The 22,762-nt window shown below is 62.0% G+C and carries 12 protein-coding genes and 1 pseudogene; 1 reads left to right on the top strand and 12 read right to left on the bottom strand.

The window, feature by feature from the left end; genetic code table 11:
• Positions 1-35: 35 nt before the first annotated feature.
• The 8 genes and pseudogenes from BH682_RS02130 to BH682_RS02100 all read right to left on the bottom strand — a co-directional run bounded on the left by BH682_RS02130 (position 36) and on the right by BH682_RS02100 (position 17,293).
• Positions 36-1,073 carry a type IV toxin-antitoxin system AbiEi family antitoxin domain-containing protein gene (locus tag BH682_RS02130; RefSeq protein ID WP_075831908.1) on the bottom strand — a complete coding sequence of 346 codons (1,038 nt, stop codon included), beginning with the start codon at positions 1,071-1,073 and terminating at the stop codon, positions 36-38.
• Positions 1,074-1,213: 140 nt separating this feature from the next.
• Positions 1,214-3,355, bottom strand: coding sequence for a 3-hydroxyacyl-CoA dehydrogenase NAD-binding domain-containing protein (locus tag BH682_RS02125; RefSeq protein ID WP_003943799.1), 2,142 nt, complete (start codon positions 3,353-3,355; stop codon positions 1,214-1,216).
• 45 nt (positions 3,356-3,400) lie between these two features.
• Positions 3,401-4,615 carry an acetyl-CoA C-acetyltransferase gene (locus BH682_RS02120; protein WP_007731553.1) on the bottom strand — a complete coding sequence of 405 codons (1,215 nt, stop codon included), beginning with the start codon at positions 4,613-4,615 and terminating at the stop codon, positions 3,401-3,403.
• A 222-nt stretch (positions 4,616-4,837) separates the two neighbouring features.
• Entirely contained in the window at positions 4,838-6,649 is a 1,812-nt protein-coding gene (locus tag BH682_RS02115) for a multicopper oxidase family protein (RefSeq protein WP_075831906.1), read from the bottom strand.
• Between the two features lie 88 nt (positions 6,650-6,737).
• A complete protein-coding gene (locus BH682_RS02110; protein ID WP_075831904.1) occupies positions 6,738-8,294 on the bottom strand; it encodes a hypothetical protein in 1,557 nt (518 codons plus the stop codon).
• Complete coding sequence (locus tag BH682_RS36615; protein ID WP_223304520.1) at positions 8,291-9,493, bottom strand: polyketide synthase dehydratase domain-containing protein; 1,203 nt, start codon at positions 9,491-9,493, stop codon at positions 8,291-8,293. The genes BH682_RS02110 and BH682_RS36615 overlap by 4 nt, the downstream gene beginning before the upstream one ends.
• Before the next feature lie 121 nt (positions 9,494-9,614).
• Positions 9,615-14,354, bottom strand: a pseudogene (locus BH682_RS02105) (SDR family NAD(P)-dependent oxidoreductase); the annotation flags it as partial.
• Between the two features lie 725 nt (positions 14,355-15,079).
• On the bottom strand, positions 15,080-17,293 hold the full coding sequence (locus tag BH682_RS02100; protein WP_075831901.1) for a DNA polymerase III subunit gamma and tau: 2,214 nt from the start codon (positions 17,291-17,293) through the stop codon (positions 15,080-15,082).
• 162 nt (positions 17,294-17,455) lie between these two features.
• Here BH682_RS02100 and BH682_RS02095 point away from each other — a divergent pair, with 162 nt between their 5' ends.
• The gene (locus tag BH682_RS02095; RefSeq protein ID WP_003943791.1) at positions 17,456-18,769 is read left to right on the top strand and encodes an ammonium transporter; all 1,314 of its coding nucleotides are present in this window, start codon (positions 17,456-17,458) and stop codon (positions 18,767-18,769) included.
• A gap of 6 nt (positions 18,770-18,775) precedes the next feature.
• On the opposite strand, the gene BH682_RS02090 is transcribed toward BH682_RS02095, so the two are convergent.
• Genes BH682_RS02090 through BH682_RS02075 form a run of 4 tightly spaced genes read right to left on the bottom strand, consistent with a single transcriptional unit; the run spans position 18,776 to position 22,722 of the window.
• Positions 18,776-19,147, bottom strand: coding sequence for a carboxymuconolactone decarboxylase family protein (locus tag BH682_RS02090; RefSeq protein ID WP_020905896.1), 372 nt, complete (start codon positions 19,145-19,147; stop codon positions 18,776-18,778).
• Between the two features lie 8 nt (positions 19,148-19,155).
• Positions 19,156-20,745, bottom strand: a complete 1,590-nt coding sequence (locus BH682_RS02085; protein WP_075831899.1) for a long-chain-fatty-acid--CoA ligase — start codon at positions 20,743-20,745, stop codon at positions 19,156-19,158.
• The gene (locus BH682_RS02080; protein ID WP_075831897.1) at positions 20,738-21,361 is read right to left on the bottom strand and encodes an RBBP9/YdeN family alpha/beta hydrolase; all 624 of its coding nucleotides are present in this window, start codon (positions 21,359-21,361) and stop codon (positions 20,738-20,740) included. The genes BH682_RS02085 and BH682_RS02080 overlap by 8 nt, the downstream gene beginning before the upstream one ends.
• Positions 21,361-22,722 (bottom strand): MFS transporter, encoded by a 1,362-nt coding sequence (locus BH682_RS02075; RefSeq protein ID WP_075831895.1) that lies wholly within the window; start codon positions 22,720-22,722, stop codon positions 21,361-21,363. The genes BH682_RS02080 and BH682_RS02075 overlap by 1 nt, the downstream gene beginning before the upstream one ends.
• Positions 22,723-22,762 lie beyond the last annotated feature (40 nt).

Genomic DNA, 22,762 nt, shown 5'->3' with positions numbered 1-22,762 from the left:
GGCAAAGCCCCCGTGCGCCTTTTTGGTAGTCGGCACTACCAAAAAGGCGCACAGGTGCCGCAGGCACCCGACTGCGTCCTCACCCAACCTCCCCGCCGCAAGACCGTCTCCACCTCGTGCGCAACCTGGCACGGGGTCTTCATCACCTCGTCGAATCCGTAGACCAACCGCGGACGACCTGCCAGCTCTGCCGCATTGTCACGACGGCGATCACGGAATGCCACCTCGGCCATGGAATGCGCCCACCGACCGTCGAGACGCACGATCAGCGGCACACCGAATTCGCTGTAGTCGCAATCCTCGTACAACGTGCGACCGTCGACGCGAACCGGTGACTGGCGTCTGGCCGACGGCAACCCGTGCGCCTGCTCCACGTCGACCGCATAGTGGTATTCGAGCGTTGACTGCACCCCGTCTGCCAGGAGTCGTACCGCATCGGAAAGCGCGCCCTTGAATCGATGTGGTGTTCGTTCGTCAATCCGACGACGTACATGGTTCAACGGAATTCGCGCATTTGTCACTGTAGTGATGAGTGAAACGTAGGCGCTTCGCGCTGTGGATTCGGCGGTCGCAAGATCAATCGCGGTATCCGCACGCGACGTTCGAGGTATGACTGACGGCACGCCGATGTATCGGTGGGCTCGGGATCGGTGGACGACTACCCCGGGGTGAACCACGCCACCCACTCTGACAAGTGCACCCGACGTTCGCGCTGGAACTCGGCGGATTGTCGCGGGCTGACAGCGAGCGGACTTGCCGTATGGCACGGTGACATGGACTGGCTTGTCTGCGTCGATGCGACGCATTCCCCATTCCTCAGCTGCAGTGTCGTGGCTCAGAATCGCTTGCGCGCCACCATAAAGCCAAGCGGCGTTCAAGATCATTTCTCTGGTGAGCGGGCCAGCGGTCACTGCATACACGCCTTGTAGAACGCGCTGCCATTCGCCGCGGTCCAGAAAGTTCCGCAGCATCCCTCGGTTGTATCCGAATGACGAGAGTTGCTGTTGCCGTACCAGACCGGATTGCGCATCGAGAATCCGGAGAAACTCGCTTCCACCATGAGACGTAGTCATGGCACCAAGCGTCAGGCCGAACTCCGACAGGACTGACGTGAAATTCGCTGTCGGAGTTCGTCTGTGGATAACTCACCAGCTGGGGATGAACCCCTGTGCGCCTTTTTGGTAGCCGTAACTACCAAAAAGGCGCACGGGGGCTATGCCCCTAGCGAAGCCGGCGGGGTGAACCGCGGGCCGTACTGCGCAGCGAGTTCCTTTGCACGAGCGACGAAGCCGGCCGTGCCGCCCTCGTAACCGACGATGAACTGGTGAACGCCACCGGTCCAGGCCGGGAATCCGATGCCCATGATGGAGCCGATGTTGGCGTCCGCCGTGGTGATCAGGACGTTCTCGTCGAAGCACTTCTGCGTCTCGATCGCCTCGATGAACAGCATGCGGTCGATGAGGTCCTGGATCGGAGCATCGGAGGTTCCGGAGTTGAAGTTCTCGCGGAGTCCGGACCACAGGCCGGTGCGCTTGCCCTCGGCGTAATCGTAGAAGCCGGCTCCACCGAGCTTGCCCTTACGATCGAACTTCTCGACGAGGGTGTTGATGACCTCGCCGGCCGGATCTGCCGGCAGTTCCTTGCCCTCGGCCTTGGCGGCGTCGGCAGATTCCTTGCGGATCTTCTGCATGAGGGTGAGGTTGAGCTCATCCGAAAGCTGAAGCGGCGCAGCCGGGTAACCGGCCTGCATACCGGCCTGCTCGATGGTGGCGGGCTCGACGCCCTCGGCGAGCATGCCGATGGCCTCGTTGATGAAGGTGCCGATGACACGCGAGGTGAAGAAGCCACGCGAGTCGTTGACCACGATCGGCGTCTTGCGGATCGCCTGGACGTAGTCGAACACGCGAGCCAGAGTCTCGTCGGAGGTCTTCTCACCGCGGATGATCTCCACCAGCGGCATCTTGTCGACGGGCGAGAAGAAGTGGATGCCGATGAAGTCTTCCTGACGCTTCACGCCGGTGGCGAGACCCGTGATGGGCAGCGTCGAGGTGTTCGAGCCCAGCAGTGCCTTGGGATCGACGATGTCCTCGATCTCCTGGAACACCTTGTGCTTGAGTTCCTGGCTCTCGAAGACTGCTTCGATGACGAAGTCGACGCCGGCGAAATCTGCCGGGTCAGCCGTCGGGGTGATCTTGGCGAGGAGTGCGTCGGACTTCTCCTGCGTGGTCTTGCCGCGCGAGAGCGCCTTGGCCTCAATGCCTTCGGCGTACGCCTTGCCCTTGTTGGCAGCCTCGATGCTGACGTCCTTGAGGACGACGTCGAAGCCGGCCTTCGCGGAGACGTACGCGATGCCCGCGCCCATCATGCCTGCGCCGAGGACGCCGACCTTCTTGATGGTGGACTTCTCGATGCCTGCCGGACGTGAACCGCCGCCGTTGATCGACTGCAGGTCGAAGAAGAACGCCTGGATCATGTTCTTCGCGACGCGGCCGGTCACCAGCGAGGTGAAGTAGCGAGCCTCGATGAGCAGCGCGTTGTCGATGTCGACCTGCGAACCCTCGACGGCTGCGGCCATGATGGCGCGCGGAGCTGGCATCGGAGCGCCCTTGAGTTGCTTACGCAGGTTCGCGGGGAACGCCGGAAGGTTGGCAGCGAATGCCGGAGTGGACGGAGTTCCGCCAGGGATCTTGTAGCCCTTGACATCCCACGGCTGAACGCCGCCTTCGGGGTTGGCCTTGATCCATGCCTTCGCAGCCGGAACCAGTTCTTCTACCGAGCCGACGACCTCGTCGATGAGGCCGACTTCCTTGGCCTGAACGGGTCCACGCTGCTGCCCCTGGAGCAGGACGCCCATGAGCGCGTTCTGCAGGCCGAGCATCCGCACGGTGCGCACGACGCCGCCGCCGCCGGGCAGCAGGCCGAGGGTGACCTCGGGCAGGCCGATCTTGACGCCCTTGACGTCTGCCGCGATGCGGTGGTGGGTCGCGAGAGCGATCTCGAGGCCGCCGCCGAGTGCCGCGCCGTTGATGGCGGCGACAACCGGCTTGCCGAGAGTTTCGAGACGACGCAGGTCTGCCTTGATCTCGACGCTGTGGTTGTAGATCTCCTCGGCCTGCTCGGGGCCGACCTTGATCATGTTCTTGAGGTCGCCACCGGCGAAGAAGGTCTTCTTGCCGGAAGTGATGACGGCACCGGTGATGGAGTCCTTCTCGGCGACCAGACGGTCGACGGTGGCCTTCATCGACGCGATGTACGCGTCGTTCATGGTGTTTGCGCCCTGGTTGGGATCGTTGATGGTGAGCACGACGATGCCGTCGGCGTCCTGGTCCCAGTTGATGATGTTCTGATCAGTCACTTTGCTTGACTCCTGGTAAGCCTCGTTGGAAGGACGGACGCCGCGTCAGACGCGCTCGATGATGGTGGCAACGCCCATACCGCCGCCGATGCACAGGGTGATGAGGGCGCGCTTGCCGCCACGACGCTCGAGCTCGTCGACCATCGTTCCGGTGATCATCGCGCCGGTTGCACCGAGCGGGTGACCCATGGCGATAGCGCCGCCGTTGACGTTGAGCTTCTCGTCCGGGATGTTCAGGTCCTTCTGGAACTTCAGGACGACGGAAGCGAATGCCTCGTTGATCTCGAAGAGGTCGATGTCGTCGACTGTCAGGCCGGCAGCTGCCAGAACCTTCTTCGACGCCGGCGTCGGGCCGGTGAGCATGATGGTGGAGTCGGCGCCGCTGGTGGCGGTGGCGACGACGCGAGCGCGCGGCGTCAGACCCATGTCCTTGCCGGCCTGCTCGCTACCGACGAGCACGAGGGCAGCGCCGTCGACGATTCCCGAGCTGTTACCGCCGTGGTGAACGTGGTTGATCTTCTCGACCCAGTGGTACTTCTGCAGCGACACGGCGTCGAATCCGCCGATTTCACCGATCACACCGAACGCGGGAGCCAAGCCGGCGAGGTTCTCTGCCGTGGTGCCCGGACGCATGTGCTCGTCGTTGTCGAGGATGGTGATGCCGTTGATGTCCTTGACCGGCACTACCGACTTGGCGAAGTATCCGCCGGTCCACGCCTTGGCGGCGAGGTCCTGCGAGCGCACGGCGTATGCGTCGACGTCGTCACGCGAGAAGCCCTCGATGGTGGCGATGAGGTCTGCGCCGACGCCCTGCGGCACGAAGTAGTTGTCGTAGTTGGTGGCGGGGTCGAGTGCCCACGGTCCACCGTCGGATCCCATCGGAACGCGGGACATCGACTCGACGCCACCGGCGATCACCAGTTCGTCCCAGCCGGACCGAACCTTCTGAGCAGCCATGTTCACGGCCTCGAGGCCGGAAGCGCAAAAACGGTTGAGCTGAACGCCGCCGACGGTGTCGGGCAGTCCCGCATCGTTGACTGCAACGCGGGCGATGTCCATTCCCTGATCGCCAACGGGGGTGACGACGCCCAGGATGAGGTCGGAGATCCGGTCCTCGTCGAGGTCGGGAAAGCGCACGCGCAGTTCCTGGATCAGACCCGTGACCAGCGAGATCGGCTTGACCGAGTGCAACGACCCGGTCTTCTTGCCGCGGCCTCGCGGGGTACGGATGGCTTCATAAATGAATGCCTCTGTGGTCACTGTGAGGTGTTCCTTCCGTGTAATTCGTCGAACCGGTCTGCAGATCGTCCGCGCCACCTTCGGTGGTGGCGCATGGCCGAGGTACAGACCTCAGCCCTTTCACTGTAGAACGTGTTCCAAATTCATGGGAAGGACCGAAGCGATCCTGCTAGGTGACCGAGGTGATCAGGTGCGCGAACGCCTGCCCGCTTCGGTTCATTTCGGGTGCGCCCCCGGAAGCACTCACGGCACGATGCGATACGGCAACATCATGTCGTGATCTTCGTGATCGAGTAGATGGCAATGCCACACGTATCCCTGGAGTCGACCAGAATCAGCCATATCGTGGCGCCCACCGCCCGTCATCCCACTACCCGTCATCACACCGCTCGGAAGACGATCGAACATCGCGTCGGGATCGAAACCCAGCTCATCCGCGGTGGGGAATCGCACGATGATCCGGGTGACAGTGCCGCCGTCCACCCTGACGGTGTCCTTCATCCCCGCTTCCCACGGCGCCGGCGCGATCATCGGCCCCGCCTCGAACCCGTCGGGCGACGGAGTCCACTTGTTGCCGATCACCGGCTGCGGATGGCGGATCAAGTACTCCAGCGTCCGCATCGGTGTTCTGCCGAAAATCCGGAAATTCACCAAGTGCAGGTGTATCGGATGCGGGTCCGGCGTGGTGTTGACGATGTTCCACTGCTCGACGGTGCCTTGCCGCGGCCTCTCGACGTCCGTGGTGCTGAACGTCAGGTTGTTCAACGTCATCTGAGCCGGTGGATTCCGCAGTTCCAGTTGCTGGCTCACCGTCACCGTGCGAATTACCGTCGGCTGCTCCAACGGGGCGAGAACGTCACGTTGCCGGCGCCCACCGCGCAGTTGCGACGGAACACCACCGGTGAATCCGCGCCTGGCGTCACCGCGGAACCGGCAGAACAGCGGCATAGTCACTTCACCGATGACAGCGGCGGGTAGCGGGGGCGCCTCGTCGTTGCGAAGCTCCACCGTCGATCCCTCCGACAGTCCGGTGAAATCGACGAGGAGGTCGTACCGCTCCCCCGGTGCGCAGCGGAAGGCATTGACCGCGACGGGTGCGTCGAGCATTCCGGCGTCGTTGCCGATGACCCAGAACGTCATCATGTTCGAGAAGTGAAGATTCCACACACTTGCCGACGACGCATTGACGATGCGGAGGCGGCAAAGGCCCCGAGCCACGGACAGTTCCGGCCACACCTTGCCGTTGACCAAGCCGACGTCGCCCACCGCGCCGCCTTCCCACGATCCTTCCGGGATCAAGATGGTGGATCGGCCGTTCTGGGCGCCTGTCGGCGTGAAGATCTTCTCCTGCAGGATCAACGGGATCTCGAATTCCTCGGCCGGCAACCCCAACGGATTTCCCAGTTCGCCGGTGTCGAATTCATCCCTGATCAGATAGTTGCCGATCAGACCGGCGTAGACGTTGAGCCGGGTGATGCCCATCGCATGATCGTGATACCAGAGGTGGGCGGCTTCCTGACCGTGCAAAAAGTGATGCATCGCAGCCTGTCCCGGCATCACCAGCAGCTCCGGATGGCCGTCGCTCTCAGGTGAAGTGACTCCCCCGTGCAAGTGCAACGACGTCGGCGGGTGCGCACGAAAGTCGGCCTGCATTCCGTGCAGCGTCATATCCATGTCCGCTGCCAACGGATGTCCGGTCAGATCGTTCTCGAACGTCAACATGATCGGCTCGCCGGAATGCGCCTCGACGGTAGGGCCCAGATAACCGCCACCGATCTCTCCGCTGCGGTACGACAGTGCTGGGGACGAGGGAAAATCCCGATGAAAGGCATGTTGCCCCACTTGCGCTGTCAGTGTGATCTCGTTTCCGGAAAGCGTTGACAACGAATGTAGTTCGTCACAGAACGGCTCGAACTCCGGCGAATGAAAAATCAACGGAGACTCGATATCCACACTCCCCGCCGGAGCAGCACCTGCCTTTGCGCCCAAAGCAACAGCCGCTGTGCCGACTACCGACCCTTTCAGAACCGATCTTCTGGAAACCCCGATACCCATACATGCCCCTCCCCATCGAAACGGGTTGCGTTCTCCGGCAAGGAAAACGCAACCCGTCTCTCCACTTCGATCTCGGAAAATCCCCCGTCTACTTTCCGTCGATCGCCTCCAGCACCGAATCGATCAGCGACTGTGGAAGTTTCGACGGCGGAGAGATTTCCAGTTCTCCCGGAGCGCCCGGCATCGTCCAGACAGTTCTGTGCCGAGCGATCGCGAGCTTCTCCCGTGATCCGTCCTCATTGACCTTGAAGTACTCGAACTCGAGGTCGATCCCCCTCTCGTAGAGGGCAGACAAGGACATCGTGACCAGGACGTCGTCGAACGGCATGACCTCGCGCAGATGCTCAACCCTGGTGTGCACACAACGAAGTTCCCCGAGAGCGCCTCTGGCCGCCACGGCCTCACGCTGAGAACGGACCAGGAACTTGTCCCGAACCCTCGACTGCCAGATGTAATAGTTGCCGAAGTAGATGTTGCCCACGACGTTTCCGTCCTGCAACGTCGTCGAGAACACCTCGGATTCGAGCAGGTACGGATTGCGCGGCACCATCGGAGCCGAGCGGATCACGGAACCACGATCGACGTTCTTCGGTTCGGTGGGAACAGCGATGTTCTTCGTCCCCGTCGGAATCGTCATCGGCTCGATGAAATCGTGGAAGTACTGCGGCATCGGCCGTGCCGCCACCACACCGTGGGAGAGGATTTCCACCCACGTCGTCTGCATCGCACTCCACCCGATGTGAGTGCGCGTCTCGCCGTCGACCCGGCACCATTCGACATGCAGATTGGTGGTTGCCCGATCCGGACCGGTGAGCTCGGTGATCCAGATCGTCCCCTCGACAATGTCGTCGGTGTACAGGTTCGCATCGATGAACACCTCGGAGTTGTTGGTCACCATGCCCCAACGACCCGTCGCCATGTCCTCCACGATCTGCTTCGAGATCGGTCCGGTTCCCCTCTCTCGCAAAGCGCCCAACCACAGCGCGAAGCTCGCGAACCCCACTGATCCACCGACGTTGCACGCGTCCCGGAACCCGACGGGGAACCGGATCGACACCGCCGGATAGCCGCTCCGGGCCACCACATGCACGTCGGAGCCGTAGGCCATCGGATCGAACTGCGCGAGAGACTTCGCCGACAACGGGCCGGAGTCGAACTGTGGTGCCGAGTCCTGCGCCGGTTCTTCCGCATCCTCCTCATGAGTCACAAACGCGAGAATCCGCTCCTCGTTGTCGGTCAACAGAGCTGGAAAAGTAAGAACCACCACGCTTCCGTCTGCGCCGCCGCGGAAGGTCACTGCGTCGTCCTCCCTGGCGCCCATCGCCAGAGAAACCGACATCTGCCCCGTGGCCTTTCGGATCGCCTCGGCCGCCGCCCACAGCCTGGTTCCCGCACGATCGAGTGATTCGCCGCCCGCGATCAACTCGTCCAGCAGCGGAATCCGCGCCGAACCCAGAAGCGCCTTCCACTGCATGACGGTTCGGGAGCGAATCGGTTCGATGTCACACCCCTGAGGCCAGTCGCCGGCCGAACTGAGTGACTTACTGCCGTCGTGCGAGAGCGAGACATCCACAGAGTGTGGAATATCACCGACGACGACGGGCTTTCCGGTTTCCTGCCATTCGATGGCAAAGGCATTACTCATTTGATCACCACATCCTCATCGAGATGAATGTTCACGGCCGCCTCGGCGATCGGTTTCTCCTGCTCGTGGCGTTCCGACTTGGTCAACTCGTGAATCCCCGGGGTATGCGCGACCACAACCCGCGGGCTCTTCACTCCCAACGCCCGGCTGTGTTGCGCGAGCTTGTCGAGAATGATCTGTGCGTCGCGCGCAGTCGGATCCGCGATTTCCTCAGCCGTAGGACGGCTTTCGTCGTGGGAGAGAATCTGGGAGCGATATCCCTCGAGCTGCATCACCACTCGTCCGTCCTTCACCACCGCCACGTCGGCTTGCATGTGGGTCTCTGTCTGCACCTTGTCGTAGGCGTACGCGGTGAACGAGCGAGCCTCGAATCGTCCGTCGTACATGTCGATTCGCGCAATGTTGACCGGAAGGCAGATCTCCCGCGGAACCATGATCTGACCCGATTGGAGCAGGGAATCGAGGAAGTAGGGATCACCGAGGAGGTGCTGCTTACGGTCGGCTCGCGAAATAGCGCTGAAGAGAATGTGCTCGGAATCGAGGCTCGAGATCTCTTCGAGTCGGCGGAAATCGCCCTCCTGGAACAGCAACCACGAGTAGAGATCGTCCAACGGATCGATGTCGAGCACCGGTCGCGGCAACTCCTTCTCGAACTCCGGCAGTGTTTCGTCCAGCCCGAAGATGAAGTCGGCCGAGAAATGGGGCCGTCCGTACCCGGTCCGTTCGGTGCCGATCGTGACATGCACCCGCGTTCCTGCAGCATCACGATCCTGCTCCACGACGCTTGCCTTGATCTCGACTCTGGTGCCCTCGACCGTGTCGACGACGATCGGTCGATCCAGCTTGATGTCGTCGATGCGGACGCGGCCCAGAGTCGCGCGTCCGGTGACATAGGCCGCCGCCTGCGACATCGCCTCGAGTCCGAACACCGTCGGAAGCAGCGCCGATCCTTTCCAGACATGGTCTAGGACAAAAGGATCTGCCGAGGTGGACAACGTCGTCCGGGTAACCAGTTCTACCTGCGGCTCGAAGGTCACCACTTGGTCGATGTACCGCGACACCGCCGGCAGAGCCGGTGCTGCCGGCGCCCAGGTGTCCAGACCGCCGAGTCGACTGGTCACGACGATACGACTCGCCTCGGGTCCGCTGTCGACCAGGCGAAGGAAATGATCCACTCCCGCAGCTGTGGAAATCGGCATGACACCCATCTTCGCGAGGTGGTTGACACTGCCCATGCGGGCACCCATGCCGGTCTCCCCCCCACACGCTGTAGGCGAGCGAAAACGTCCGAGTCTTCGGGTGCCCGGCGGCATACCGCATCACCATTTCGTCGAGAAGCTCGTTTCCGTATGCATACCAGCTGTTTCCGGGCATACCTGTGAATCCGATGATGGAGGAGAAGCCCACGAACAGCTTCAAGTCGCGATCAGCGAGCGCTTCGACGAAGTTGGCTGCGCCCAGGACCTTAGGTGCAACCTCCTTGAAAGCCGCAGCGCTGTCTACTCTCTCGAACCGCCGCGGAACATTCGCCCCCGCACCGTGGACAAACCCGGTGATCGGCCCAACCTCGACCTCGATCTGGGCGACGACGCCGGCCACCGCCGCAGCATCCGTGACGTTGCAGCGATAGTAGTGAGCGCTCAAACCGGCAGACGTGAAGTCCGCAAGAGTGGAAGCGATTTCGTCACCCGCTTGTCGCTGAGAGCTTCCGATCAGCACTAGTTCGGCGCCTGTCTTTCGGCCGAGAGCCAGAGCGCATTGCGCCATGATGCCTTTCGCGCCACCGGTCACGACCACTACATCCGAACTCCCCAACCCGCTCTCGCGGACGGTGTAGTCGCTCGAGGCGAGAACCCGCGGTTGCAGTGCCGTGCGTCCCATCTCGGTGTCGTAAGTCGCGAACACATAGGGTGCAACCGAATCCAACTCGGAGACGACGGTGGTTGCCACCACCGCGTCCGCAGTCGAGCCGTCGAATCCTATGACGCGGACATCCAGTTCGGGGCGCTCGTGATGCACCGAAGCGGCAAAAGCCGCCGCACTCGGTACCGGCGCCGGATTGCCCAACTCGACATCGGTGAACTGAATCACTGCCAATGTGGTTCGTGCGCCTGCACTTTGCTGTGCCGGAACCATCTTGTGCATGTGTTCGATCCCACTGCGCAAGCCGATTTCGGTGACGGAATCATCGGTCACGCGCGGCATTACGGCAACCACGTGCTGCGCATTCGCAGGAGCGCCGTCGGAGAATGTGCGAATGTCGACCTGAGCACCACGCACTCGTAGTCCGGATTCCAACCTTCCGACCAAACCGGCGTCGTCACCGATGACGACAAACGTCATGTCCGTGAGGTCTCGGACTCCGTGCAACGCTGTCTCGCTCCGAACCTTTTCCAGGGTGTAATCGCGAACCCAGGTGAAGCTGTCGGCTGACATACCCTTTGCCTTCACCGGCAGCGCCCGCGCAACCGGCTGCTGCTGCCCCGACTTCTCTTTCGCGGATCGATCGAGCACTTCGATCAGTTCACCCAGGCTGACGTTGACGAGTTCGGCCGGATCCAGATCACCCTGAACGCCCAATCGCGTTGCCACAGTTGCTATCGCATCGGCAGCCTTGATCGAGTCCATGTTCAGGTCGTCGAGCAGGTGGAGATCCACATCGAGAGACTCCACCGGAAATCCGGTGTCCTCCGCGATTACCTCGAGCAGTATTCGCGACACGTCCGACTGCACCGAACTCGCTGCTGGAACGGCAGAACCGGGATTCGGTGATGCCGCAAGGATCAGCGATGCTGCATCTCCGATCGTGGCATTGGCCAACTCGGCAGGGTCGAGGTCGACAACCTCGAACTGATGCGCAACCTTCGAAATAGCCTCTGCCGCACTGATCGAGTCGAGATTCAGATCATCGAGCAGACGCAGATCCGTCGTGATCGACTCGGCGGGGAATCCCGTCGTATCGGCGAGGATCCTGATCAGCTCACTTTCCACGGACCCAGCGCCCGCGTCAGCCGGCTCTTCGACTACCGGAGCCGAAACCGGCGAAGGAGCTTTCGCTGCCACGGATTCGTGGCCGTTGGTGACTGCCCGCGAAGTCGGAGCAGATGGAGAAGACGGAGAAGTCGCTCCACTGCCTACATCAGCACGAATCACGTCGACGAGGAAGGTCCCGCGTCGGCTCAGGTAATCGGCCAGCGCCGCAGCCGGATCCCCGCCGGACGTACCAAGTGCGAGCGGTTCGGGAGCAGAGGTAACCGTCAGCTTCGCCTCGGCCAGGTTCTCGATGAACACCTTCTGATCGGCAGGAACGAATTCGCGCACGAACCGGCCGTCGAAAAGTTCGTTCCATCGGACCTGAGCGCCGTGTACGTACATCGCGGCCAGTGCGACATTGAAGTCCTCGTCGCGTCCGGACTTGGACGCAACGGGGAAGCAGCGCACGCCGTCGGTCCCATTGATCGCCTTGGTGAGCCCGGTCAGCACACGGCCGGGACCGACCTCGACGAGCAGGTCCACGTCCTGCGCGATTCCACTTACCGTCTTGACCCAGTCGACCGGTGAGACAACCTGTTTGGTGACCAATTCGCGAAGTGCCAGTGGCGTCTGTACGCGTTTCCCTTCGACGCAGGAATAGACGGGGCAAGTCAGCGAATCGACTTGCTCGTCAACGGGCGCAGTGGACTTCAGCTCCCGCTCGGCCTCGTTCATCATCTCGGAGTGGAAAGCATTCGACACGGCAAGCGCCTGAGCCGACACTCCGCGCGTCTTCGCGATGGCAACCACATCGTCGACCGCGTCTTTGGTGCCCGAAACCACGGTCTGTGTAGGCGTATTCAGATTCGCGACGGTCGCGTAACCCTTTGTTTCCGCGATGATCGCCTCAGCCGTCGATCGGTCGCAGGTCAGGCTCGCCATCGCGCCGTTTCCACCACCACTGACAGCCATGGCCGCACCCTTCGCCGCAGCCAAGGTGATCAGCGTCTTCTGGTCGTAAGCTCCTGCCGCGTAGAGCGCGGTCAACTCGCCGAGACTGTGGCCGGCGACAGCACTGGGTGTGACACCCAATCGGCGGACGTACTCGAACCAGAGCAGCGAAGCCAAAGCGACGGCAGGCTGGGTGAACTGCGTCTGGGCGAGATCCCGCTTCCACTTCGCCAATTCCGCAGCGTCAGCGCTCTTGACCGGGTTCCGCAGAATTCGAGGCGTGATCGCCTCCGCTCCAACTCCCTCCAACCAGCCGTCCGCCTCGGTCGCCAGTTCGCGTGCCCACTCGAAGCGCTCGATCAGCACGCGCGCCATCTCTAGTTGTTGGGATCCCTGTCCCGGGAACAGGAATCCGATGTCGTGGTGGACGGCGTTCGAGATCGAGATCTCGTTGCTCACGACCTTCACCTGGCCGGATGCAGGAGCGGAGTTCTCGCAGATCACGGCAAGCTGACGCATGCGTTCGGCCAACTGCGCGGGACGTCCGGCCACCACTGCGGCACGAAAGGGCGCGGTCGGCGAGATCACTCGAGAGAGTTTCGCCGAAAAGTCCAGCAGCTCGGCAACACTCAACGGAACCGCCAGATCTGCAACATCCCGCGCTCGGGTCGCCAAGTCCACCGCGGAATCTGCAGAAAGTACGAAAACCTCGGTGTCCTGATACGACGCCATCATCGTGCGGACGTCTCGCGAGGGTGTCAGCTTGCTGGACGGTGCATCAGCCGATTCGATCGCGACGTGGCAGTTGATACCGCCGAAACCCATGGCTTGCGCACCGGCCCGCATCTTCTCGGACGGATCTCTGATCTCACCGTTGACGAGCGGAAAGAGTGCCGGCGCTTCGGTTCCGAACGCCGGGTTCGGGTCGGTGCAACCGGCGAGCGGCGGAAGGATTCGTTGATTGACGGCCATGGTCGCCTTGATCAGCGCAAGGATGCCCGACGCCGCCTTCGTGTGCCCGATCAACGACTTCAGTGACGTCATGCCGATGCTACGAGCCTCGACGGGCCCGTCCGTCTGAGCGGCCTGCTGGACGCCGGCCAGTTCGACGGGGTCTCCGACGGGAGTACCAGTTCCGTGTCCTTCGACGAAGGCAACCTCGCTGGCCGCGAATCCCGCTCGCGAGTATGCGCGACGGATCATCTCGGCCTGAGTTTCGGCGCGGGGCTTGGTGATTCCACCCTTGCCATCGGTGGAGATACCCCAGCCGCGAATCGTCGCGTACACGTAGTCGCCGTCCGCCCTGGCGTCCTCGAGTCGTTTCAAGGCCACGAATCCGCAACCTTCACCCGGGATGAATCCGCTTCGGCTTGCGTCGTACACGTTCATGTCGCCACGGGTCAGTGCACCCAAACGGGCGAATCCCACCAGTTCCAAAGGATCCAAGCTGACGTCGACTCCCCCTGCCAAGACGAAGTCGGCCGCGCCGGACGCCAGCTTTTCGGCTGCAGTCGCCACCGCGAGCATTCCGGACGCGCACGCACCGTCCACGACGTACCCGCCGCCGTTGAAGTCGAGATAATTGCAGATCCGGCCGGCAATCGTATTCGACAACATGCCGGCGAGAGTGTCTTCACTCGGCTCCACCAATGGGCCCTTGTAGACCTCTTCCATCGTCTCGGCGAGAGCATCGGCGACGGAACTGTCCAACTGGCGCGCTTCGGCTGCCACAGCGAGTGCGCGCTTGACGTAAGGCCAACGCAAACGCATCGACCACATCCGGGATTCTTCACCGGTGAGGGAGTTGCCGACGATTGCGGCGCTGCGTCCAGAGGGTGCCGATCCTCGGCTGTAGCCCGCGTCGGTCAAAGCCCCGAGTGCTGTTTCCAGAGCCAACCAGTGTGTGAGATCTGTCGACTTGAAGGTCCGCTCCGGTATCCGGCGACCGACCCAGTCGAATTCGAAACCATCCATGAACGCGCCGCGATCGGCGTATGTCTTGTCGACGTCGTCAGGGCTCGCGCTCCAGTAGTCGTCGAGGGACATCCGTGACTCCGGAAACTTTCGGAATTGCATCCGACGCGCGAGGACGTTCTCCCAAAATCCTTGCAGATCATGTGCACCGGGGGACCACATGCTCATCCCGACTATCGCAATCGCAGGATTAGTTGAATCTTCAGTCATCTTACACTTCCTATTTTCGCGCGCATCCACGGGAGACTCAATCGACCGAAGACTAACCACGCCCTCATCGGTGTGTAAAACGCAGATTCACCTCAAGGCATAAACAAATAACAAAGGTTGTTCGGCGCAATGAACGTGTTTCAGCAATTTGACAGCAATCGAGAGTTAGCTGTAACTCGGAGTTACCTATTTGCTTCGTAACCGGTCATGCTCCTGCTTGAACATCCGTACCGGATCCCGGTTTCACGGCCGCCATTTTCTCGCGATCGGCAAATATTCAGTTGAATATGCACCGAAATGCCGCAATGCCGAATATGTGGCCAATTCGCCGGATGTCCCAAATTGGTCGATCCCCGCAAATCAAACATCCGACAACTATCAATCTGAACATTCGTGACACACCGAAATTTAACAGCAGCACTCGAATGCCCATCAGACAACGAGAAATTCCAGATATTCTTCGGCGACCATCGTCCGAATCGACGTTTCGTTACACCGGAACTGAGCGAACGAATGTGCCAGCAAACCAGCCACATACAATTCAGCTTTGCGAGGCCGAGCCGGCGCGCTTTCGAGACGCGCGCGCACAAAGGGAACGGCACTTATAACAATTCGATCACACAGTGGTGCAGCTGGATTCCGACAGCTGTTTCACGCACACGGACCGAGACGGCAACTCAGCTTTCGAGGCGGCGAGCTCCGAGGACGTCCTTGAGGAGTTCCTTTGCAACATCCTCAGGATCACGTCTGGCAGTCGGATCAGCGGGCTCAGCCGCCTCCGCAAACATCTCGTCCTCGTCCTCCGGCGTTGCAGGCGGAGGAGTTGCCTCGTAGTCGACCTCAGGAGCAGGCGCCGGTCCAGGGTCTTCCGGATAGTTGGGTGCCTCGGGCGGCGGAATGTCGTCCGAATCGCCGCGCTGGGGCTGCGGGGCCTTGGGCTGCTGCGCTGCGCGCTCCTGACTGGGCCGCGAGAAGCGGGGCGCAGCGGCAGGGCGGCTCGGAGCTTCCGTCGCCTTGGTTGCGCTCGATACTGTCGGCGCTGTAGGCGCACCTTCTTGATACTCGACCTGCCAAGTGCCACCGAACATTTCGGCAAGGACCTCGCAAATGACCGCCGCGTTGTGCGGTTGCGTCACACGAGCACCCAGGACCGGTGAGCCGTGAGCGATGACAACGACATGTCCACGCACGTCGTGAACCGTCGCAGCGGACAGCATGGCCGGAAGAACCTTGTTTCGTTCACCGACCTTGTTGCGCAAGGTGTTCCACGATTCACGGAGAGTCTCGACTGTGGGGCCTGCCGAGACCGGCGCAGCTTCGGCAACCGCCGGCTCGTCGAACTCGGGCTCGGGCTCGTAGTCGGGTTCCGGCTCGGCAAGCCCGATCAGCTCTTCCGCCTCGACAGAAGCAGTAACCGGTGGTTCAACCACAGGAGCTTCAACTATTGGAGCTTCGGCAACCGGAGCTTCAACCACCGGAGCTTCGGCAACCGGCGGTTCCACGATCTCGACAGTGGGAGTCTCGGCGACGGGAACTGCCGCTACCGGAGGTTCGACGACAGGAGCCTCCACAACCGGCGGCGCCGCAGCTGGAGCAGGCGCGGCTGGTTCCGGCCGCACCTCAGGCTCGGCCTTGCGTTGAGAGGGCCGTTGGAACTTGGAAGCAATCTCCGGTTCGAGCGGCGGCACGGTCGGTGCCGGCGTTGCTGCCGCGCGAGGGGCAGCCGCGACTCCGGCAGCCGGAATACCTTGTTCCAGGCGCTCCAGCCGCTGCAATACAGCTGACTCGGTGTCGGAGGCCGACGGCAGCAGCATTCGCGCGCACATCACTTCGAGCAGCAGCCGCGGCGCCGTCGCCCCACGCATTTCGCTGAGTCCGGCATGGACAGTCTCGGCGAAGCGGGTGAGCGTGGCCGGGCCGACTCGTTGAATCTGCTCACGCATCGTGACCAGCTCCGCTTCCGGAGCGTCGACCAATCCTCGTTCGCTGGCGTCGGAAACAGCCTGCATCAAGATGAGATCACGCAGGCGCTCGAGAAGATCGAGCGCGAATCGGCGTGGATCGTGACCGGCGTCCATCACGCGATCGACAGTGCCGAACAACGCGGCCCCGTCACTGGCAGACAGGGCGTCTACTGCTTCGTCGATGAGCGCGACGTCGGTGACTCCGAGAAGAGAGAGAGCGCGCGGATACGTGACACCTTCTTCTCCTGCGCCCGCGAGCAGCTGATCGAGGACACTCAACGAGTCACGAGGGGAACCGCCGCCGGCCTTGATGACCAGTGGATACACCGCAGGCTCGACCGGTACGCCCTCCTGGGCGCAGATCTTTTCCAGGAGTCCGCGCATGGTCGACGGCGCCAACAGGCGGAACGGGTAATGGTGTGTACGCGAACGGATGGTCGGGAGAACCTTTTCCGGTTCCGTCGTCGCAAAGATGAAGATGAGGTGTTCCGGCGGCTCTTCGACGATCTTGAGCAGCGCATTGAAACCCGCCGCCGTCACCATGTGTGCCTCGTCGATGATGAAGACGCGGTAGCGAGATGCGGCGGGTGCGTGGAACGCCTTGTCTCGGAGTTCTCGGGTGTCGTCGACGCCACCGTGACTTGCGGCGTCGAGTTCCGTCACATCCAGGTTGCCTGTGCCGCCCGGGCCCAGCGAAACGCACGAGTCGCACACGTCGCACGGCGTCGACGTCGGTCCCTGCTCACAGTTCAGCGAACGCGCCAGGATTCGCGCCGACGACGTCTTTCCGCAGCCGCGCGGGCCGGAAAACAGGTAGGCATGGTTGATGCGTCCGGTGTCGAGGGCCGTGCTGAGCGGTGCGGTGACATGCTCCTGCCCCACCACCTCGGCGAAGGACGCGGGTCGATACTTCCGGTACAGGGCCACGCGCAAAGACTACCGGCGACCCACGACAGGTGGTCCGGTGCGGGTGCAACGCCGACTTCTCCCGAAACATGTTCGCAACACAATCGCAGTGCGGAGGAAACCGCACGCACCCATCGTGGGTTCCGTGCACGCGGGCTGGTCCGCGTGCGTGAGGAGAAAACTGTGCCCGCCACCATCGATGCCGGAGCAACTGCCTGGTTGCTCGTCAGTACTGCACTCGTACTTCTGATGACGCCAGGACTCGCACTGTTCTACGGCGGCATGGTCCGCTCGACGGGCGTACTCAACATGATCATGATGAGTTTCGTCTCGATCGCACTCGTCACGGTTGCGTGGTTGTTCGTGGGCTACAGCCTCGTGTTCGGCGACGATCACGGTGGCATCATCGGCGGACTCGAGCACATCGGCATGGCGGGCATCGACCCGTCGACGGTGCACGGGAATGTCCCGGAAGTGTTGTTCGCAACCTTCCAATTGACGTTCGCAATCCTTACTGCAGCGCTCATCAGTGGTGCGATCGCCGACCGCGCGAAGTTCTCCGCCTGGATGATCTTCGTCCCCATCTGGTCCTTGCTCGTCTATGTCCCCGTCGCTCACTGGGTGTGGAATCCGCAGGGATGGCTCGCCCAGATGGGCGCACTCGACTACGCCGGTGGCCTCGTGGTCGAAATCGTGTCCGGAGCGTCGGGTCTGGCATTGGCACTGGTCCTCGGCCAGCGGATGGGTTTCAAGGCCGAGTCGATGCGTCCGCACAATCTGCCGTTCGTCCTGCTCGGCGTAGGCCTGCTCTGGTTCGGTTGGTTCGGATTCAACGCCGGCTCGGCCCTTGCGGCCGACGGTATGGCCTCGCAGATCTTCCTCAACACACTCGTCGCCGGTTGCACCGGACTACTCGGCTGGCTGTTCGTCGAGCAGAATCGTGACGGACACCCCACCACGTTCGGCGCAGCTTCGGGCGTCGTCGCCGGTCTGGTCGCGATCACCCCGTCGTGCGGAACGGTGAACATGTTCGGTGCGCTCGTCATCGGTCTGATCGCCGGCATCGTCTGCTCGTACGCCGTGGGATGGAAGCACAAGCTCGGCTACGACGACTCCCTCGACGTCGTCGGCGTGCACCTCGTCGGCGGAATCGTCGGCTCGTTGTTGATCGGACTCCTCGCGACGGCCGTGATGACAGGCGGTCCGGAAGGTTTGTTCTTCGGCGGTGGATTCGCGCAGTTGGGCAAGCAGTTCGTCGGCGTCGTCGTGGTCGCGCTCTATGCCTTCGGTGTGACCTACGGTCTCGGAAAGCTCATCGACAAGACCTTCGGCTTCCGCATTTCGCGTGAAGACGAGGCCCGCGGAATCGACGTTGCCCTGCACGCGGAGTCGGCCTACGAGCACGGAGTCCTCGGCCACGGTCCGATCGGCGGACAGAACCCGAGCCCGTTCCTCCAGCGTCAGCGGGAGGAACGGGAGAACCGCGAGCGGGACTGACCGCCCTCACCGGTTCGCGATTTCCTCCATCAGGATCGGAACGCCGACATTGCAGGAATGAATCCCGACGACGGTGGTCAGTTTCAGCACCTCGAGAATCTCCTTCGGGGTCACTCCCATGTCGAGCGCGGCGCGAATATGGCGTCGTACGCCGGGCGCGTACATGTGTGTGCTCGCCGCATCGACGGCTATGCACAGCAACTGGATCACCTGAGGTGACAGCACCCCGCTGTTCCAGGGCTGCATCGCTGTCTTCATGTACAGCTCGGTCCACTCGGGATCCAGCTCCGAAAGTCCGTCCCACAACGGATTCCAGCCACCCGAATCCTTCATGGCCTGGGTCACGGGAAAAGCTTCACTTGCTCGAACGTCAGTCATCGATCTCCTCAGACCATCGAAAATGCTTGATTCAGTTCACGTTTGAGAATCTTTCCGGTTGCCGTCATCGGCAGCGACGGCACGAACTCGATGCGACGCGGATATTTGTAGGCGGCCATCTGTTCCCGCGTCCATTCCACGAGATCCGATTCGGAGATCTCTTCACTCGGCTCTCGGATCACGAACGCGACAACTTCTTCGCCGAGGCTCGTGTCCGGCACCCCGACGACGGCGACGAGTGAGACGGCTGGGTGGGTGAGCAGAACCTCTTCGATTTCGCGTGGGTAGACGTTGAATCCGCCCCGCACGATCATGTCCTTCGCGCGATCGACGATGTAGTAATTTCCGTCGGTATCGACCCGTGCCAAATCCCCGGTGCGAAACCAACCGTCGCGCATGGCTTCCGCCGTCGCCTCTGGTCGGTTGAAATAGCCCTTCATGACGTTGTGCCCGCGAATGGCCAACTCACCCACTTCGTCGGGGCCGGCGATCGTGTGCCAAGAGTCGTCGACAAGCCGCGCTTCGACGCCCCAGATCGGCACGCCGATCGAACCGGGCCGGGGGTCGCTCTCCGGGTCACTGAACAAGGCCAACGGAGAGGTCTCGGACAACCCGTACCCTTCGAGGATCTGAACACCGAAGCGTTCCCTGAACTGTGTCAAGATTTCGACGGGAAGCGCTGCACCACCGGAGATCGCGCACCGCATGTTCTGTGCAACGGTCTCGATATCCACCCCGGATTTCACTACCTCGTCCAGCACGCCGAGCAGTCCCCAATACATGGTCGGGACGCCCGCGAAGACCGAGATCTTTTCGCGTTCCATGATCTCGAGTGCCGCGGTCGCATCGAAGCGCGGCATCAACACCAAGGTGGCACCGACGCAGATTCCCGCATTCATGGTCACTGTCTGGCCGAACGAGTGGAACAACGGCAAAGTCAGGAGATAACGCTCATGCATGGACGGAACGCTCTCGAACAACCGGTTGGTCGACAGTGCATTCAAGACCATGTTGCAGTGAGTGAGTTCGGCGCCCTTGGGCTTTCCGGTCGTGCCGCTGGTGTAGAGGATGACCGCGGTGTCCGTCGGTTCACGAACAACCGCGACTGCAGGCGTTTCCGTGCCGGACACGGATGCCAGTGCTTCGCCTAGAGTCTCGACTCCGAGGATCGACGACGGTGCACCCGACTCGGCGCTGATCACGATCAGGGCCGAACAGGTCTCGCTCTGCTCGAACCCGGCGATGGCGTACTCAGCGATCGGCAATTCGGGACTTCCCTCGAAACAGAAGTACAGCTTTGCTTCCGAATCAGCCAGGTGATAGGCGATTTCGCGCCCCTTGAGCAGAATGTTCAGAGGAACGACGACGCCGCCGGCCTTGAGAATGCCGTAGTAGACGATCGGGAACTCGAGAACGTTCGGGCAGGACAACGCCACCTTGTCACCTGGCTCGACACCCCGCGAGACGAGCAGATGGGCGATGCGATTCGCGTAGGCGTCGAACTGCGCATACGTCAGCCTCGCTTCCCCGAGAACCAGCGCATCCCGTTCCGGGTATCGCCGGGCCGAATCTTCCAGCAGAGCAGCAAGATCAAGCATGACTGTGTTCCTCCTGCGCCTCGGAATCCGTGGCATGAGACGAGGCAGCGCGCGACACCGACTCGAGCAGTTCCCGCACCAACGATTCCGCCCGCGGCCAATACCCGTATCCGGACGCCGGATTGAGGTGTCCGACCTCGCCCAGATCCAGTAACCGACTCCCCCATCCTTCAGCCAAACCCACAACTCGGCGATACCCGGCCAGCGGATCGTTCCGACTCGCCGCGACCGTGCTCGGAAACGGCAGACGCTGACGCGGTATCGGTAGCCACCCGTGTCGGTCGAGATCTTCGAGAGACGGATAAGACTCGGGCAGCGGAAGTTCGAGATCCGCCGGCGTGACCAGAAGTGCGCCCGCAACCTCTCGATGATGCGCCCTCGCCCAGTGAGCAACTGTCATGACTCCGGCGCTGTGCGCGACCAGGACCACCGGGCTGGAAACACTTGTCAACACCTCGTCCAATGCCGCAACCCGCGCATCGCGACTGAGCTTGTCGGTCTCGAGGGGAGGAACCGTCAGAACGTTGTCGAGCCTGCGCGCGAGGTGAGTCTGCCAATGATCCTCGACATGATCGCGCAGACCGGGAACTATTACTACCGTGGGTGATTCATCCATCAGGCACTCCGAACATCTGCTACTTCAGTGGCGTCGGGGATCTCGGGCCGATTCTGCAACGTCGCCAGCCGCCTCATCCCGGCGGTATAGGCACGCTTGCCGGCTACCAACGCGAGGGCCGCGACGACATAGACGAAGGGCGAAAGCTGTAGAGCGCCGAGAAGACCCAGGTGATCGGCGAGGATGCCGACCACGAAGGGGCCGAGCGCCAGCCCGAGAAGGTTGTTGGCAACGGTGAGCGTTCCCATGGCCGACGCTCGAATCGAGTGATGGGTAAGGTTCGCGACCATAGCTGCCGTCGGCCCCGACGAACCGGCGGAGAAGAATGCACCGATACCGAGCAACACGAGTTGTGCTGTCCCCGTGCCCAACCGGAGCCCGATGCTCAGCGTCACCAACGAGATGGCGCAGTAAACGATGGCGGTGGTCCATTTTCGCGCCGAATCGTCGCGGCTGAATCGATCTGTGATGAAACCGCAGACCACCATCCCGCTTCCGACCAGGAGGACGAATACGGAAGCTGTGACGCCGGCCTTGTCCGGGGCCAAATCGTAGTAGCGATTGAAGAAGCTCGGCAACCACGCCAGAAGTACAGCGGCGGTGAACATCTGGAGACCACCACCGATGTAGGCGAACAACACGGCGGGATTGGTGAACAGCGAGGACACCGGCGCACGAAAACCGTCGTGTCTCACCGCTTCCCCGGCGGCATCCGGCGCGGCCTCGACGGCGTAAGCGGTGAGCTTCTTCTCGGTGACGAGGGCACGGAAGAGCGCGACCAGAATCAGACCGAAGATTGCCATGGCGGCAAAAGACCACCGCCAACTGAACTGGACTGCGATGAACCCACCGATTGCCACACCGATGACCGAACCGAACGATCCACCGGCCATGAAGGCACCGGCAAGAGCTGCGTGCACGCGGGGCGCAAACACACTGAGGACCACGGCGATACCCACGCTGCCGTACGCCGCTTCACCGACACCGACCAGGAACCGGGCGCCCAACATCTGTTCGTAGGTCTGAGCGATTGCGCACAGCAACGTCGCGACACTCCACAACACCGCCATCAAGATCAAGCTCTTGACGCGGCCCCAGCGGTCCGCGAGCAGCGACAACGGGAACGTCAACAGCCCGACCATCAATGCCACCACGCTGCTCAGGGAGGCGAGGTGCGAATCGGAGAGATCCCAGTCCGCTTTCAGGATCGGGAAGACTGCACTGAGCACCTGCCTCGACATGTAGTCCGAGAGCAGAAGACCGAAAGCCAGGGCGAAAACGATCCACGGGTATAACTTTCGTCGTCCGCCGATTCCGAGCGCGGTGTCCACACGTGGCGTGGCGGGAGCTTGCAGTCCCATGACTCTCCTAGGAAGTACTCGAGGTAGACGGGGGGATTCG

Source organism: Rhodococcus sp. YL-1, from assembly GCF_001942025.1.
Taxonomy (GTDB): Bacteria; Actinomycetota; Actinomycetes; order Mycobacteriales; family Mycobacteriaceae; genus Rhodococcus_F; species Rhodococcus_F qingshengii.
This window is presented reverse-complemented; position numbering and strand designations above follow the sequence as displayed.

What these genes read in the sequence shown, in the direction of transcription:
- BH682_RS02130 (WP_075831908.1), bottom strand. Translation starts at nt 1,073, where the DNA reads ATGACTACGTCTCATGGTGGAAGCGAGTTTCTCCGGATTCTCGATGCG.
- BH682_RS02115 (WP_075831906.1), bottom strand. Translation starts at nt 6,649, where the DNA reads ATGGGTATCGGGGTTTCCAGAAGATCGGTTCTGAAAGGGTCGGTAGTC.
- BH682_RS02110 (WP_075831904.1), bottom strand. Translation starts at nt 8,294, where the DNA reads ATGAGTAATGCCTTTGCCATCGAATGGCAGGAAACCGGAAAGCCCGTC.
- BH682_RS36615 (WP_223304520.1), bottom strand. Translation starts at nt 9,493, where the DNA reads ATGCCGATTTCCACAGCTGCGGGAGTGGATCATTTCCTTCGCCTGGTC.
- BH682_RS02090 (WP_020905896.1), bottom strand. Translation starts at nt 19,147, where the DNA reads ATGACTGACGTTCGAGCAAGTGAAGCTTTTCCCGTGACCCAGGCCATG.
- BH682_RS02085 (WP_075831899.1), bottom strand. Translation starts at nt 20,745, where the DNA reads ATGCTTGATCTTGCTGCTCTGCTGGAAGATTCGGCCCGGCGATACCCG.
- BH682_RS02080 (WP_075831897.1), bottom strand. Translation starts at nt 21,361, where the DNA reads ATGGATGAATCACCCACGGTAGTAATAGTTCCCGGTCTGCGCGATCAT.
- BH682_RS02075 (WP_075831895.1), bottom strand. Translation starts at nt 22,722, where the DNA reads ATGGGACTGCAAGCTCCCGCCACGCCACGTGTGGACACCGCGCTCGGA.